The 14,640-nt window shown below is 60.3% G+C and carries 13 protein-coding genes and 1 pseudogene; 5 read left to right on the top strand and 9 right to left on the bottom strand.

The features are described from left to right. Positions 1-222: 222 nt before the first annotated feature. A complete protein-coding gene (locus tag ACMDB8_RS03975) occupies positions 223-630 on the bottom strand; it encodes an HPF/RaiA family ribosome-associated protein (RefSeq protein WP_008046771.1) in 408 nt (135 codons plus the stop codon). Positions 631-844: 214 nt separating this feature from the next. Further along, positions 845-1,792 carry a LysR substrate-binding domain-containing protein gene (locus tag ACMDB8_RS03970; RefSeq protein WP_056728454.1) on the bottom strand — a complete coding sequence of 316 codons (948 nt, stop codon included), beginning with the start codon at positions 1,790-1,792 and terminating at the stop codon, positions 845-847. A gap of 135 nt (positions 1,793-1,927) precedes the next feature. Here ACMDB8_RS03970 and ACMDB8_RS03965 point away from each other — a divergent pair, with 135 nt between their 5' ends. Then, positions 1,928-3,304: an L-serine ammonia-lyase gene (locus ACMDB8_RS03965; protein ID WP_056728452.1), complete on the top strand. Its 1,377-nt coding sequence runs from the start codon at positions 1,928-1,930 to the stop codon at positions 3,302-3,304. A gap of 242 nt (positions 3,305-3,546) precedes the next feature. Continuing rightward, positions 3,547-3,864 carry a DUF3509 domain-containing protein gene (locus ACMDB8_RS03960; RefSeq protein ID WP_056728450.1) on the top strand — a complete coding sequence of 106 codons (318 nt, stop codon included), beginning with the start codon at positions 3,547-3,549 and terminating at the stop codon, positions 3,862-3,864. On the opposite strand, the gene ACMDB8_RS03955 is transcribed toward ACMDB8_RS03960, so the two are convergent. Then, the gene (locus tag ACMDB8_RS03955) at positions 3,861-4,361 is read right to left on the bottom strand and encodes a phosphate-starvation-inducible protein PsiE (RefSeq protein WP_008000650.1); all 501 of its coding nucleotides are present in this window, start codon (positions 4,359-4,361) and stop codon (positions 3,861-3,863) included. The genes ACMDB8_RS03960 and ACMDB8_RS03955 overlap by 4 nt on opposite strands. Positions 4,362-4,636: 275 nt before the next feature. Here ACMDB8_RS03955 and ACMDB8_RS03950 point away from each other — a divergent pair. Further along, positions 4,637-4,876: pseudogene (locus tag ACMDB8_RS03950) on the top strand (YebG family protein); the annotation flags it as partial. Positions 4,877-5,060: 184 nt separating this feature from the next. On the opposite strand, the gene ACMDB8_RS03945 reads toward ACMDB8_RS03950, so the two are convergent. After that, positions 5,061-6,080, bottom strand: coding sequence for a Glu/Leu/Phe/Val dehydrogenase family protein (locus ACMDB8_RS03945; RefSeq protein WP_056728446.1), 1,020 nt, complete (start codon positions 6,078-6,080; stop codon positions 5,061-5,063). Positions 6,081-6,263: 183 nt separating this feature from the next. Here ACMDB8_RS03945 and ACMDB8_RS03940 point away from each other — a divergent pair, with 183 nt between their 5' ends. Next, positions 6,264-7,067 (top strand): SirB1 family protein, encoded by an 804-nt coding sequence (locus ACMDB8_RS03940; RefSeq protein ID WP_056728445.1) that lies wholly within the window; start codon positions 6,264-6,266, stop codon positions 7,065-7,067. Positions 7,068-7,247: 180 nt separating this feature from the next. On the opposite strand, the gene maiA is transcribed toward ACMDB8_RS03940, so the two are convergent. The 3 genes from maiA to hmgA are packed head-to-tail and all read right to left on the bottom strand — an operon-like array spanning position 7,248 to position 10,508. Next, the gene (maiA, locus tag ACMDB8_RS03935) at positions 7,248-7,883 is read right to left on the bottom strand and encodes a maleylacetoacetate isomerase (RefSeq protein ID WP_056728443.1); all 636 of its coding nucleotides are present in this window, start codon (positions 7,881-7,883) and stop codon (positions 7,248-7,250) included. A gap of 12 nt (positions 7,884-7,895) precedes the next feature. Then, positions 7,896-9,200, bottom strand: a complete 1,305-nt coding sequence (gene fahA / locus ACMDB8_RS03930) for a fumarylacetoacetase (protein ID WP_409078289.1) — start codon at positions 9,198-9,200, stop codon at positions 7,896-7,898. 3 nt (positions 9,201-9,203) lie between these two features. Beyond that, complete coding sequence (gene hmgA / locus ACMDB8_RS03925) at positions 9,204-10,508, bottom strand: homogentisate 1,2-dioxygenase (protein WP_056728438.1); 1,305 nt, start codon at positions 10,506-10,508, stop codon at positions 9,204-9,206. Positions 10,509-10,671: 163 nt separating this feature from the next. On the opposite strand from hmgA, the gene ACMDB8_RS03920 reads away from it, so the two are divergent. Further along, complete coding sequence (locus tag ACMDB8_RS03920; RefSeq protein WP_056728435.1) at positions 10,672-11,469, top strand: IclR family transcriptional regulator; 798 nt, start codon at positions 10,672-10,674, stop codon at positions 11,467-11,469. A gap of 56 nt (positions 11,470-11,525) precedes the next feature. Here the strand turns inward: ACMDB8_RS03920 and ACMDB8_RS03915 are convergent, their stop codons facing one another. Together ACMDB8_RS03915 and ACMDB8_RS03910 are read right to left on the bottom strand one after the other, a co-directional pair. Beyond that, complete coding sequence (locus ACMDB8_RS03915; protein ID WP_056728433.1) at positions 11,526-11,837, bottom strand: hypothetical protein; 312 nt, start codon at positions 11,835-11,837, stop codon at positions 11,526-11,528. A 201-nt stretch (positions 11,838-12,038) separates the two neighbouring features. Then, on the bottom strand, positions 12,039-14,585 hold the full coding sequence (locus ACMDB8_RS03910) for a LuxR C-terminal-related transcriptional regulator (RefSeq protein WP_056728432.1): 2,547 nt from the start codon (positions 14,583-14,585) through the stop codon (positions 12,039-12,041). Between the last annotated feature and the right edge of the window lie 55 nt (positions 14,586-14,640).

The following is a 14,640-nucleotide window of genomic DNA, read 5'->3' as shown; positions in this document are numbered from 1 at the left end:
GCCACGACAGCGTCAGGGGGCCGGCAGGCCGCGATAATAATGATAAATATTCTCACATGCAAAAGGATCGGGTGTAGCCCTCTATGTACGCGCGTTGATTGCAGCGCAAACCTGGCTGCCCCACAGCCAGTCAATGACCATGGAATCCAAAAGCCACCGAAAACAAAACGGGCCTGCAATGCAGGCCCGTTTTCATGGAAAGGTAAAAAAGTGAATCAGGTGTCAGCCGTTAAGCGCTGCCTGTTCGTTCTCAAGAAACTCTTCTTCCAGCAGATGGTCGGCATGGGCAGCGCTCTCGATGGGCACCACATTGGCTCGTTTTCCGCGTAATTTGCCGAACATATGCTCCAGCGCATGTTCAAGTTTGGTGGCCGCTCCGTCGATCGCCTGCTCCATGGTGGAGGCTTTATGGGTGACGGAAACCGGTTGATGGCCTTTTGGCCGCGCCTCCAGCTGGCAGCGCATGTCGTGGGGACCCGGCTTGTCGCCGTTCTCGTCCCGCAGGTGGACCTCGACTCGTGTCAGGTCCTCTTCGTAGCGTTCGAGCGTGCTCTCAATGGTCGTACGTACCCACTCCTCCAGTCGTTTACTGCCTTGAATATGGTTATCGCTATTGACTTGGATTTGCATAGTTCATCCCTTATTTCAGCTAGCTCGCGAGAGGCCGGTCAGCTAAGCCCTTGGGCGTCATCACCGTGACCTCTTACTTACACAATCGGTCTGTACGCTGAACAATTCAACCCCTGAAAAAAGATAAATATTCATACGCAAAAAAAGCCGGACAACGAGCAAAAGCGCTGTTACTGTCGGGAGTCGGGTCGCCCTGCTTACCCGCCAAAATTCCTCACATCTGCTGCTCCCCCAGCGGGTGCAGGCTGCGAAAAGCACCCGCCTCCTCCACCAACCAATCGTGCACCGCACGCACACCCGGATGGCTCAACGCCCCCGGTGCGTAAAGCAGCATGTAGCGCTTGTGATTGGGCACCGCCAGGCCAAACGGCACGATCAAGGCTCCACGCTCCAACTCATCATTGAGCAAGGTTCGGCGCGCAATCGCCACGCCCATCCCGGCGATGGCCGCTTCGATGGTCAGGTGATTGCGATTGAAGGTATGGCCACGTCGCACATCCGCGCCCTCGAAGCCGATGGCATTGAGGTAAAACTCCCATTCCGCGTACTCATAGCTGCCGCGCCAGGCGGTGATGTCGTGCAGCAAGGGAAAGTGCATCAGGTCTGCCGGACCGTGCAGCGGCGGACGACCACGCAACAGGCTCGGCGCGCACACCGGAAAAATCTGTTCATCGAGCAAGGCTGTGGATAACAGGCCCGGATAACTGCCGTCATTGAGGTCGATCGCCAGGTCGAAGTCGCCTTCATGCAACGGCACGCTGCTGTCCTCGGCCACCAGGCGCAACTGGATGTCCGGAAAGCGCTGCTGCAAGCGCGGCAGGCGCGGTGTCAGCCATTTGCTCAGGAACGACGGAATCGAACGCACCCGCAGGATCCCGCTGATCATGCCCGCATCCAGTCGCCGCAATTCCGCGTCGATGCTGCCAAAGGCCTCGTTGACGGTAATGGCCAGGCGTTGGCCTTCTGCGCTCAGCTCCACCCCGCGGGCGCGACGGTGAAACAGGCGAAAGCCCAGGCGTTCTTCCAGCTGGCGGATCTGCTGGCTGACCGCTCCCGGTGTGATGTGCAGCTCTTCGGCGCACCGGGTGAACGACAGGTGCCGCGCGGCACAGGCAAACACGTTCAGCCAGACATACGTCTGGGCGTGTAATTGACGGCTCATCGTTTAGTCCTGCTAAAGGATGTCTTAGGAATTTTCGTTGGTCACGCAGGATCGTGACAGGCAGTATCGCCCAAATTGCGCTTGTCCTACAGAAATGGCAGCGATTTTCCTTCCATTACATGTACAGGCTTTAGCATGGCTATCAGTGTTTTCGATCTCTTCAAAGTCGGCATCGGCCCGTCCAGTTCCCATACCGTCGGTCCGATGCGCGCTGCCGCAACCTTTGCCCAAGCGCTGCTCAATCAGGGTTTTCTGGCTGACGTGCGACGCGTGGAAATTCGCCTTTACGGTTCTCTGTCGGCGACCGGTGTCGGCCACGCAACGGACCGCGCCTGCGTCATGGGCCTGATGGGCGAATGGCCCGACCGCATCGATCCGACCACCATCGACAGCCGCATTCACGCCCTGCGCGAAACCGGCAAATTGTGCCTGGCAGGCGTAACGGAAATTGCCTTCGACTGGCAACGCGACCTCCTGCTGCTAAACGAAAGCCTGCCTTACCACCCCAACGCCATGTCCCTGACAGCCGTCGGTGAAACCGGCGAACTGTTCGAGCAGACCTACTACTCGGTGGGTGGCGGTTTCATCATCGAAGCGGCCGAAGCCGAATCCGGGATCGCACCGGCCGGTGATGTGGTGCTGCCTTACGATTTCTCCAGCGCCGCCGAACTGCTCAAGCTCTGCAACCAGCACGGGCTGCGGGTGAGCGAACTGATGATGGCCAACGAACGGGCCTGGCGCAGTGACGCAGACATTCGCCAGGGCTTGCTGCATATCTGGTCGGTGATGCGCGAATGCGTCGAACAGGGCTTGCGCCACGAAGGCATCTTGCCCGGCGGTCTGAATGTGCCGCGTCGAGCGGCGAAACTGCATCGCAGCCTGCAGGAAATCGGCAAGCCGAATGTCATTACGTCCACCTTGTCGGCAATGGAATGGGTCAACCTGTACGCCCTTGCCGTGAACGAAGAAAACGCCGCCGGTGGGCGCATGGTCACGGCACCGACCAACGGCGCGGCGGGGATCATTCCGGCAGTGCTGCACTACTACATGAAGTTCAATGCCGATGCGTCTGACGATGACGTGGTCTCGTTCTTTTTGGGCGCAGCTGCGGTCGGCATCCTGTGCAAGAAAAACGCATCGATCTCCGGGGCTGAAGTCGGCTGCCAGGGTGAAGTCGGCTCCGCCTGCGCCATGGCCGCCGCCGGCCTGGCAGAGGTGCTTGGCGCCACCCCGGAGCAGCTGGAGAACGCCGCCGAAATCGGTCTGGAACACAACCTCGGTCTTACCTGCGACCCGGTTGGCGGACTGGTGCAAGTGCCGTGCATCGAGCGCAACGCGATCGCCGCCGTGAAGGCCATCAACGCCACGCAAATGGCCCTGCGCGGCGATGGCCAGCACTTCATCTCCCTGGACCGGGTGATCCGTACCATGCGCGACACCGGGGCCGACATGCACGACAAATACAAAGAGACGTCACGGGGCGGCCTGGCGGTGAACTGGGTGGAATGTTGACCATTTTGGTTGCACGCCAGCCGTTATTGCCCTGAAACGGGCAGGCAAAGGCAGACAAAAACCAGGCGGGCCTCAGTGCCCGCCTTTTTGTTACCGGTTTTTTTGTCCGACAATTTTCCGGCATGGGCCTTGCTACTTCCCTGCTGGAACAATGATGGCGAGATGGCCGGTGGTCAGGCATTGCGAACCAACCCGATCACGGCCGGTCAACAACTGCACGTTCAATCAGGCGGTGACGCATCATGGACAACCCTTTTCAGCTCATTACCGATGCCTTTGCAGCGGATTACCAGATCAACCTGAGCATTCAGGGCCTGGATGGCAGCATCATGCTGACCCTGTCCAACAGTGGCCGCGTAGTCGCAAAACGCATGATCAGCGCCGAACAACGCAATGATCCCGAGCGCCTGAAACGACTGGTGCAAAGCATCCAGTTCGGCATTGCCATCGAGCAGGGCCACAGCGCCGTGGCCATCCTCGAATCCATGACCGATGGCGGCACGCGCAGCCTGCCGCCGCCATCAGCCAATGGCCGTCCCCGACCCGCCATGGGGCTTTAAAGCTCGCCCTTTTCTACTTCCGGATGTTCACTGGAGCCCGCACCGGTCTTGCGATGTGGGTTCTCGATCTTCACCGAAGGAAATTGCGACGAAGCGTAACGCACCACCAAAATCGCAAACGCCAGCAGCAGAATCCCGCCGCACAGGTAGATGATCCCCAGGTCCGGCGGGTTGTGGTGCGAAACGTTGGAAATCAGCAGCCGCGTCAGCGCGGTGATCGCCACGTAGATCAGGAAGCGCACGGGCATGTGGTTGGTCTTGAAGTAAATCCCGACCATCGCCCCCAGTTCCAGGTAGATGAACAGCAGCAAGATGTCATCGATCTTGATGTGCCCTTCTTCGATCATCCCGAGAAACTCCATTACCGCCGCCCACGCGGTCACCGCACCAATGGCGAACAACGCCAGGTAGTGAAAGGTTTCGACGAACAGATTGCCCAGGGACTCGGCCAGTTCATGCACGTTCTGCCGCAGTTTTTCGGCCCAGTTGATTTTCACGATGCTGCTTCCTTAGGTCGATTCGACCGGATGATGCGGGTTGGACGTGACGGTTTTCCTGCATGCAGAAAAAAGGCCAGCCCATGATGGCGAGCCGCTCTGGATTACGCGCCGTGGCGTTTGGTCGCACCTGCGCACGCCTTGCCTGACAAATCCCGAATCCGGTCTACATTAAAAAGCCACTACCCAAAAGACAGGGTTTCGCTTATCCTTTAGCTGTATATAGATACAGTAGTCGAAATCGACAACCAATGTGAAGGCATGTGAGGTGGTGAATGGCCGTCGAAGTGGTATACCGCAGCAGCCGAGATCTGGAGCGCTTGTTCATGGATAAAGCCGAAGCTGACCGTCATGACAAAATGCTCGAACTGGCCGAATTGCTGGCTGAAGTGTTACAGAAAGCCGTTCCGTCCCTGACCGAGCAGCAAGTGGAAGAAGCCGGGATTTACATGGCGAAAAATCGCGACGTATTCGCCAAGGCGTTCAAGAGCCAGCCGGATGCCCTGTCCGAACTGCTCAGCGCGCCGGTTGAAGTCGCACAACCTGTTGCAGAGGTTGAGGCCGCTGAGCCTGTCACCCCGGCCAAGCCTGCCAAGGCCCCCAAAGCCGCCAAGTAGGCAAAGCCCGAATTGAACAGGCCCTGAGTCGAATGACCCAGGGCCTTTTTCATGCCCGTTACAAAAAAGATCGCCCGAGCTTCTATCGGTACAACACTTTCTCCGCCAACTCGTCGGCCACCCGTGCGGGGGAGCGTTTTTCCGCCTGGGCGTGGGCGAACACTTCGGTCAGGCGCGAACTGATTTTCGACAGGTGTGCGGTGATGGTCGGCAGCTCTTCGCCGCGGTGCTTGAGCGACACGTAAATCAGCCCACCGGCGTTGATCACGTAATCAGGCGCATACAGGATGCCCCGGCGTTCCAGTTGGTCGGCGACATCCAGATGTGTCAGCTGATTGTTCGCCGAACCGGCCACCGCCGAGCATCGCAACTGCGTCACGGTATGGCTGTTGAGTACTCCGCCCAGTCCGCAGGGCGCGAGGATGTCGCAAGGTGTACTGAGCAGCGCGTCGTTGGCAATCGGGTGGGCGCCGAGTTGCTCCATGGCCAATTGCACCTTGCCATGATCGATGTCGCTGACCAGCAGTTCGGCACCGGCGGCGTGCAGCTGTTCGGCCAATGCATACCCGACATTGCCCAGGCCCTGGATGGCAACGCGCAGGCCTTCGAGGTTGTCACTGCCGAGCCGGGCCATGGCGGTGCTGCGGATACCGGTGAACACGCCCATCGCCGCGTGGGGCGCGGGGTCACCCGCCGAAGTGGTGCTGGTGACGTGCTGGGTTTGCTGGGCGATGCAATCCATGTCCGCCACTGAGGTGCCGCTGTCGATGGCGGTGATGTAGCGGCCCTCGAGCTGTTCTATGCAGCGTCCGAAGGCTTCGAACAATGCCGCGCGGTTTTCCACATGGGCCGGGCGCACGATCACCGCCACGCCGCCGCCCTGGGCCAGGCCAGCCAGCGCAGCCTTGTAGCTCATGCCCTGGGCCAGGCGCACAGCATCCTCGACCGCCGATTCGTCGTTGGGGTAGGCAAGGTAACGACAACCGCCCAGGGCAGGCCCCAGCCGGCTGTTATGAATGGCAATGACCGCCTTCAACCCGGTGACCGAGTCAACGCTCAGATGCAGCGATTCAAGGCGAGTGCTTTGCATGAGAGCGAACATCGTAAGGCTCCCGAATCACTTCTTGTAGACGCCAGTATAGGCTTGCGCCCAAAAATTGCAGAAGCGCACCGGAATAAGCACGGTCCCGATGCAGACTTTCGGAAATATCCTGTGGTCGCCCTTTTACAGCACTGGACGAACGCCGGAGAGGGGGCTAAAACGAGGCATTGCCCGGAGATTTTGATGACCCCGCGCCAATCGTTCTTCGCCTGCCTGCAACGTTCACCGCCCGCGCTGTTCGAGGCGGCACTGTGGATTGCGGCCGAGCACGACAGCGAGGTGCAGCCGCAAGCACTGTTGGCCGATTTTCAGGAGCTGCAACAACGGGTCAGTGGCGGCTTGCCGATGCTGCCGGTCAGTGAACTGGCCCAGCCGCTGCTGCGGCGCTTGAATGACCTTGGCTTCGCCCAGGACGACTTCACCCCCTTGCGCCCGCAAGTGGCACTGCTGGACAAAGTACTGGAGCGCCGACGAGGGCAACCCTTGACGCTGGGGCTGATTGCGCTGGAGTTGGCCAGGGGCCTGGAGATTCCCATGGTCGGGGTCAACTTCCCCGGGCATTTCCTGCTGCGGGTGCCGGGCGCCGATCATTTGCTCGACCCCTGCGGTGGCCGTCGCCTTTATCCGAACGATTGTCGGGAACTGCTGCAGCGCCAGTATGGCCCGAACATGAAGCTCAACGCCGATCACCTGACAACCGCCGAGCCGGTGCAGATGCTGCAACGGTTGTCGCGCAACCTGCGCCAGTTGTACCTGTCCCACGACGATTTCATCAATGCCTTGATCGACGCCGAGCGCGTCCTGGAACTGGGCAATGCCACTGCGGCCGACTATCTGGCCCGGGCCAGCCTGTACCAACGGCTGGACTGCCCGAACGCCGAGCGTTTTGACCTGGAGCATGCGTTGCTGCTCAGCGACGATCCGATCCAGCGGATTCGCCTGACGGAAAGGCTGGGGCATTTGCCGCCGAATTCCATCGTTCACTGATTACAAAAACCCTGTGGGAGCGGGCTTGCTCGCGAAAGCGGTGTGTCAGCCACATAATTGTTGACTGGCACGCCCTCTTCGCGAGCAAGTCGGACCGCCGCACCGCCGCTCCCACCTTTATTTTGCGCTGTGACGAGTATTTGTATGCACCACTGAAACCTGTGGGAGCGGTGTGAGGCGTTATGGCGTATCTGGCTGATTCGCCGGATGCGCCTTTATGAACGCCGGGTGCGTCGCCGCCAATGCCGCCACTCGCCGAATCCGAGGGTAAGCCTCAAGAGAAACATTGAACCGCTCGGCCGCGTACAACTGCGGGATCAGGTAGACGTCCGCCAGCCCGGGTTCGGGGCCGAAGCAGTAACCCTCATCACCGATCAACTGCTCCACCGTGGAAAGCCCCTGCCCGATCCAGTGACCGATCCACTCCACCACCTGCGGTTCATCGTGGCCCGACTGGCGTAGCCGATTGAGCACGCTGACGTTGTGCAGCGGGTGCACATCGCAGCCGATCACTGCCGCTACGCCGCGCTCGTGGGCACGGGCAGCCAGGTCTTTGGACAGCAGTGGCACTTGTGGATAACGCTCCTCCAGGTACTCGATGATCGCGGGAGACTGGATCAGCAACTCGCCTTCATCGGTGCGCAAGGCTGGCACGCGGCCCTGCGGGTTGATGCCCAGATAAGGCGGCTGTCGATGCTCGCCACCCAGGGGTGCGATCAGGTTGACTGGCAAGGATTGATAATCCAGGCTCTTGAGCGCCAACGCGATACGCACCCGGTACGAGGACGTCGAACGGTAGTAGGTATAGAGTTCCATGCCCCGCTCCTGTTAGCGTGCCGGCAGCACTTTGCCGCGGCATTCGCCGAAACCGATGGAGGCGAAACCGTCGCGGCGGCAACGGCCGCGCAGGATGATTTCGTCACCGTCCTCAAGGAATTTACGCACTTCGCCCGAGGCCAGTTCGATCGGCTTTTTACCGCCTTCGGTGATTTCCAGCAGGCTGCCGAACTGACCGTTCTGCGGCCCCGACAAGGTGCCCGAACCGAACAAGTCACCGGCCTGCAATTGGCAGCCGTTGACGCTGTGATGCGCGACCATTTGCGCCACGGTCCAGTACATGTGTCCGGTGTTGCTCAGGGTCAGGCGATGGGCTGGCAGGTTCTGTTCGCGCATGGCCTCGGTGAGCAGCAATACTTCCAGCTCGATGTCGAACGCGCCAGCAGCCTGATCGCGCGTATCGAGCAGGTACGGCAGCGGCTGCGGATCGCCTTGGGGACGCGCAGGCTGGGCACGACGGAACGGCTCCAGCGCTTCGGCGGTGACCACCCACGGCGAGATGCTGGTGATGAAGCTTTTCGACAGGAACGGTCCCAGTGGTTGGTATTCCCAGGCCTGGATATCCCGTGCCGACCAGTCGTTGAGCAGGCAGAAACCGGCGATGTGATCAGCGGCGTCGCCAATGGCAATCGAGTCGCCCATGTCGTTGCCCTGGCCGATCCAGATACCCAGTTCCAGTTCGTAGTCCAGGCGCGCGCAAGGACCGAAGGTCGGCTCGGTTTGACCGGCCGGCAAGGTCTGGCCTTTCGGGCGACGTACGTCGGTACCGGACGGGCGAATGGTCGACGCACGACCGTGGTAGCCGATTGGCACGTACTTGTAGTTCGGCAGCAATGGGTTGTCGGGACGGAACAGTTTGCCGACGTTCTGCGCGTGCTCGATGCCGACGTAGAAGTCGGTGTAGTCGTTGATTTTCGCCGGCAGGTGCATCTGGCAATCCGCCGCCAGCGGCAGCAGTTTTGCGCCCTGGGCTTCGATCTTGCCGTGCAGGGTGCTGCCCTCGGCGAACAGTTCCAGCAAACGCTCGCGCAAGGCGACGCGAGCCTCGCGGCCCAGTTCGAAGAACGCATTCAGCTGGCCGCCACGGGTAGCCTCGACGGCAGTCTTCGCGGCGCCATCGAACAATCCGGCCTCAAGGGCTGCTTGCAGATCAAAGATATGCTCGCCAATGGCCACGCCACTGCGCGGTGCCAAGCCGTTGAGGCTGAACACGCCCAGTGGCAGGTTTTGCAGGGGGAAATCCGCGTGGCCGTTGGCGGATGCAACCCAGCTGCGTGTGATGGAAGTCTGCGTCATGGGTTATCTCCGGGTCGGGTCGAAAGTGGCGGGCAACGTAGCCCAGCAGGCGTCGTAAGTGTTTTGCAGTTGCGGGCAATCGAGGGCGAAACGGCTTGGGCGCAACACTTGGCTGGTCTCGAACATGAACGCCATGGTGTTGTCGATTTTCGCCGGCTTGAGGTCCGCGTTGATCGCTTTGGTGCACGTCTCGCCGTCGGGACCGTGGGCGCTCATGCAGCTGTGCAACGAAGCACCGCCCGGCACAAAGCCTTCGGCCTTGGCGTCGTACTCGCCCTGGATCAAACCCATGAATTCGTTCATCAGGTTGCGATGGAACCACGGCGGACGGAAGGTTTTCTCGGCCACCATCCAGCGTGGCGGGAAGATCACGAAGTCGAGGTTGGCCAAGCCGTGAACGCTGGTCGGCGAGGTCAGCACGGTGAAGATCGACGGATCGGGGTGATCGAAACTGACGGTGCCGATGGTGTTGAAACGGCGCAGGTCATATTTGTACGGCACATTGTTACCGTGCCAGGCGACCACGTTGAGTGGCGAATGATTGAGCTCGCAGGCCCACAACTCGCCGAGGAACTTCTGCACCAGCGTGGTGGGTTGTTGCAGGTTTTCGTAGGCCGCCACCGGGGTCAGGAAGTCCCGTGGATTGGCCAGGCCATTGCTGCCAATCGGTCCCAGGTCCGGCAGACGCAGGGGCGCGCCATGGTTTTCGGCGACGTAACCGCGGGCTTGCGGATCGAGCAATTCGATGCGGAATTTAAGGCCGCGTGGCAGTACGGCAATTTCCAGCGGTTCGAGTTCAAGCACGCCCAGTTCGGTGGCGATGCGCAGGCGCCCCAGTTCAGGTACTAGCAACATCTCGCCATCAGCATTGAAGAACACGCGCTCCATGGAACGGTTGGCGCGGTAGTTGTAGATGCTGATCCCGGCCGGCTTTTCTGCGCCCGAGTTGGCGGCCATGCTCACCAGGCCGTCGATGAAATCGGTCGGCTCGGCAGGAATGTCCAGCGGGTTCCAGCGCAGGCGGTTGGGGGTCACCTCACCCAGCGGGCCGCCCGCCAGTTGCCGGTCCAGTTTGACGAATGCCGGGTGATTGGCCGACGGCTGAATGCGATACATCCAGGTCCGCCGCGCTTCGCTGCGCGCCATGGTGAACGCCGTGCCGGAGAACAGTTCGGTGTAAAGACCGTACGGGGCTTTTTGCGGGGAGTTCTGGCCGACAGGCAGTGCGCCGGGCAACGCTTCGCTGCTGAATTCGTTGCCGAAGCCTGACTGGTAGGCCAGCGCTGGCATCGTTGAATCGGGGTTCATGGAGCCTCCTGAACAGGGAGTCGGCAGTGGCCGCTCGCTCTGTTGCAGAGGTCGAGGCACGCCCGGGTTGTTTTTATCGTAATTTGATTACGCATAACGTAATTTGATTGGTATTGACCGTCAAGCTATAAAGACGCCCATTCGTCCCGGGATCCCAGCCACCATGGAAAAAACCAGCGACAACAACGGTAAACAGAAAGTCCGCTCGGCCGAGGTTGGCACCGACATCCTCAAGGCTCTGGCCGAGTTGTCGCCTTCGACTTCGCTGTCGCGCCTGGCCGAACACGTGCAGATGCCGGCGAGCAAGGTTCACCGCTATTTGCAGGCCTTGATCGCCAGTGGATTCGCCGAACAGAACGCCGCCACCAACCATTACGGCCTGGGCCGCGAAGCCCTGCGCGTAGGGTTGGCGGCTCTCAACAGCATGGACGTGCTAAAAGTCGCCGCCCTGCCCCTGGCTGAACTGCGCGACGACTTGAACGAAACCTGTTTCCTGGCGGTATGGGGCAATCAGGGCGCAACCGTGGTGCATATCGAACCGGCGGTGCGTGCGGTGACGGTGGTGACACAACTGGGTTCGGTGTTGCCGTTGCTCAGTTCTTCGACGGGACTGGTGTTTGGCGCCTACCTGCCGAAACGCGAAACCGAGGATCTGCGCGTGCAGGAATTGCAGTCCCACGCAGCCCACGCGCTGGCAGACGATCAGGCCTATGCGGCCCAGTGCGAACAAATCCGCGCACGCGGTTTGCACCATGTACATGGTTTGCTGCTGCCAGGGGTGGATGCCTTGTCGGCACCAGTGTTCAACGCGATGGGCAGAGTGGTTGCCGTGCTGACGGTGGTGGGGCCGACATCGTTGTTCCATGCCGATGAAAACGGTCCGGCGGCGCAGCGTCTGTTATCCGCCAGCCATGCGGTCAGCTGGCGCTTGGGTTTTGAACCCGCCGTATCCGCAACCTGATTGCGGCAGCTGTGCCAACCAAGGGGTTGGCACAACTACTTTGATAGAACCACCAATCAGCTCAGTAAATCCCGGGCAATTGCTGCACCCATTTCATTGAGCTCATCAAGTTTCACACCATCGAAACGATATTTCCGGTCAAAGGTGTACGGTTCGGAAAAGATCCCAAGATTCTCACTGGAGAATCTTGGGACCTCACTGTCCTGCAACTTAAGGAAAAATGCCCATACCAGTGATTGAGAGTAAATAACCGTCGAATCGTTAGCCGACGCAATTGCATTGATATATACCTTATCGACATCAATGCCGCGACCACCGAGCCTTGCGTGCAGCTTGGCCCGCACCAACTCCCTTGTCAGTTGCCCCATACCTTAAAGCTCCATAATTAATAGTTATTAGCGCACTAGTACCCTGACAAACATTACCTTGACCGAGCACTATCGAACATATTAATCAACCCACCGCGCAATGCACGCAAATTGGTCAGCGCCGACAACCATACTAATCAACACGGTTATTTATGCACGAAACCGTATGTTTTAATTCATTTCCAAACGAAAAACAAACAACTACCAACTCTGCATTATCAACCCCAACTTCTTCGCCATGGCAACTGCCTGTGTCCGCCGCTCCACACCCAACTTGCTGTGAATGCGCCGGGCATGGGTTTTCACCGTATGCAAAGAAATGAACAGTTGCTCGGCAATTTGCTGATTGGAATTACCCTGGGCAATCAGGCCGAGCACCTCCAGCTCCCGACTGCTCAGCAGGCTGGCATCCAGGGCCAGCGCGGTCACCGTCTCCTCGCCTTGTAATCGACAGATCAGGCTCGGCTGGCGCAAGTTCAAATCACGCAATGCCTGTTGCCCCTGACAACGCTTGACCAACGCCAGACCGGCCTGCAGAGCTGCGTGGGCCATGTCCGGCTCACCCGTCAGCTCCGCCACTTCGCTGATCGCCAAATGCAGTTCCGTTTCCAGCGCCAGCATGGCGTGTTGTTGTGCGTGCTCGAGTAACGCCCTGAGTCGATCCAATGGACGTTGCACCAGTTGCAGTTGGGTTTCGGCCAACACCAGCTGGTATTCGATACGTGCAATCAAGTGCAGCGTGGCCGGCGGTGCCTGGCGCGCGTGGGCCCCGCGGTAATGACGCAAGACTCGGGTCAACGCTTCCCGGGCCAATTCCGGGCGCCCTTGCTGCAGCCAGAAATGACTGCTGATTTGCAGCAGCACCCCGCGATATACCGTGTCGGGGATCTGCCGTTGCTGCATCAACCGTTCGGCCTCGCGCAGACGATCAAACGCATGGGCATAGTCGCGTTGATTGGCCGCCAATTGCGCCTGCCCCAAAAATCCGTACAACACGTGCTTGTCCTGACTGTGCAAACAGTCATCAAGGCCCGCCTGGAAACATTCCCCGGCTAATTCATCCTGGCCCTGGCACAGGGCCAACCGACCACGCCGCAGGGCGATTCGTCCCAGCAGCGGCGTCGGTCGATCGGCCTGTCGCCCGAGCATTTCATGGATGTCGGCCAGCAACTGCGCTGCTCGCCGCGGCGCACCACGCTGCTCCAGCAACTGGGCATGATCGAGTTCGAGCAAGCCTTCAAACAGCAACGAGCCTTGTGCCCGCGCCAGGCACAGGGCGTCACGATTGAAGGCCTGGGCGGCATCGAGGTCGGCGTTGAGTAGCGCTTGCTGGGTCAACCCGGACAGACACAGTAACCGTGCGGGCCACGCCTCGGCCGCCAACTCGCCCAGCGCCTCGATAAAATGCGCCCGTGCCGCCGGCAGGCGTCCCTGCAAATGCAGCAACCAGCCCTGTTGCGCCTGCCAACGTGCCAGCAGTTGCCGTTGCAAGGATGCCGTCGGTTGCGGGGCAAATCGGGACAGTTGCCCAATGCAGGCAGCCGCCTGCTCGAAACGCCCGGCAAACAGCAACGCCGCGGTGATCAACCCCACCCGTTGCGGCGTGCCCAGGGTCAACTGTTCACCCAGTTGCTCGTGCAGTTTGAGTAACCAGCTGACGTTCTGACGCTTGAACAGATGCTCAAAACTGAAGTGTTGCATCAGGCTGACCGCGACTTCGTGCTCTTGCGCCAGCAACGCCTGCTCGAAGGCACCCTGCCAGTCTTCTTCGGCACTGAACCACTGGCACGCGCGGCGATGCCAGGATCGTCCGGCCGGGGTCGGCTCTTCACGCATCTCCCGGGCCAGTGGCTCGAAGATTCGCAACCACTCGACGGAGTCTTCCCAGGGTTCAATGAAGCAGCCCATGTCCTGCAACGCGTGCAGCCACTGCGCGCCCTCACCCGTACCGAAAAGATGCTCGCACAGGCTGGCGTTGAAGCGAGGCAGATGAACCAGCACCTGCCAGACCTCAACCAGTTCCGGCGGCAAGGTGTTGAACAATTCGTGCTGCAGATAATCGAGCAATGTCGCCGAACGCCCCTGCTCACCCGACCACGGACAACCATTGAGCAACGCGATCCGCACGCCAGCGCACCAGCCACCGCTGCGCTGTACCACCCGTTTGGCGGTTTGCGCCGCCAGGCTCGGCTCGACATGACCGAGCAACTGCCCGACCTCGGCCTCGGTAAACGCCAGCGCCCGGGCTTCGCACTCGTACAACTCATCATCGAGCAGCAGCCGCGGCCAGTTGCAGGGCGGTCGTCGACGGGAACCCAGCCACCAGGTCAGTGCCGGGCTGGCGACGGCCAACAGACGATCGAGCATCCGGTCGAGTTCCGGATCGGGTGCCCGGCAGTAATCATCGAGAAACAGCCAGGTCGGCGCCTGTAATCGGGCAAGATACGCCAGCAGCCCGGGCTCATCCGTCGAGGGCAGGCCCAGCGCTTGCGTCAGGCGCAACAAAAAATCGGCGGCGCTCAACGACGCCCCCGCCAGCGGCAGCCAACAGACCCGAACGTGCTCCGGCGCCCGCAGCAGGCATTCGGTGAGCAATGCACTCTTGCCACTACCGGCCGGCGCGCAAAGCAACTTCACCCGCGCAGTCGAAACCAGCATGGGCTCGATCAGCCGCTCGCGGGACAGATGATGGGACGACAGTCGGGGCAGGAAGCCAGGGCGGTCCAGACAGTGCGTCATTGCAGTCATTGTGGTGCGCCTTTTTTATAATTCTGGCGCCACCCTAGCCCCCTCCCGAGCGCTT

The sequence above is a fragment of the Pseudomonas monachiensis genome (assembly GCF_047345015.1).
Taxonomy (GTDB): Bacteria; Pseudomonadota; Gammaproteobacteria; order Pseudomonadales; family Pseudomonadaceae; genus Aquipseudomonas; species Aquipseudomonas monachiensis.
Note: the sequence above shows the minus strand (reverse complement) of the source record. Positions and strands in the feature narration are given on the sequence as shown.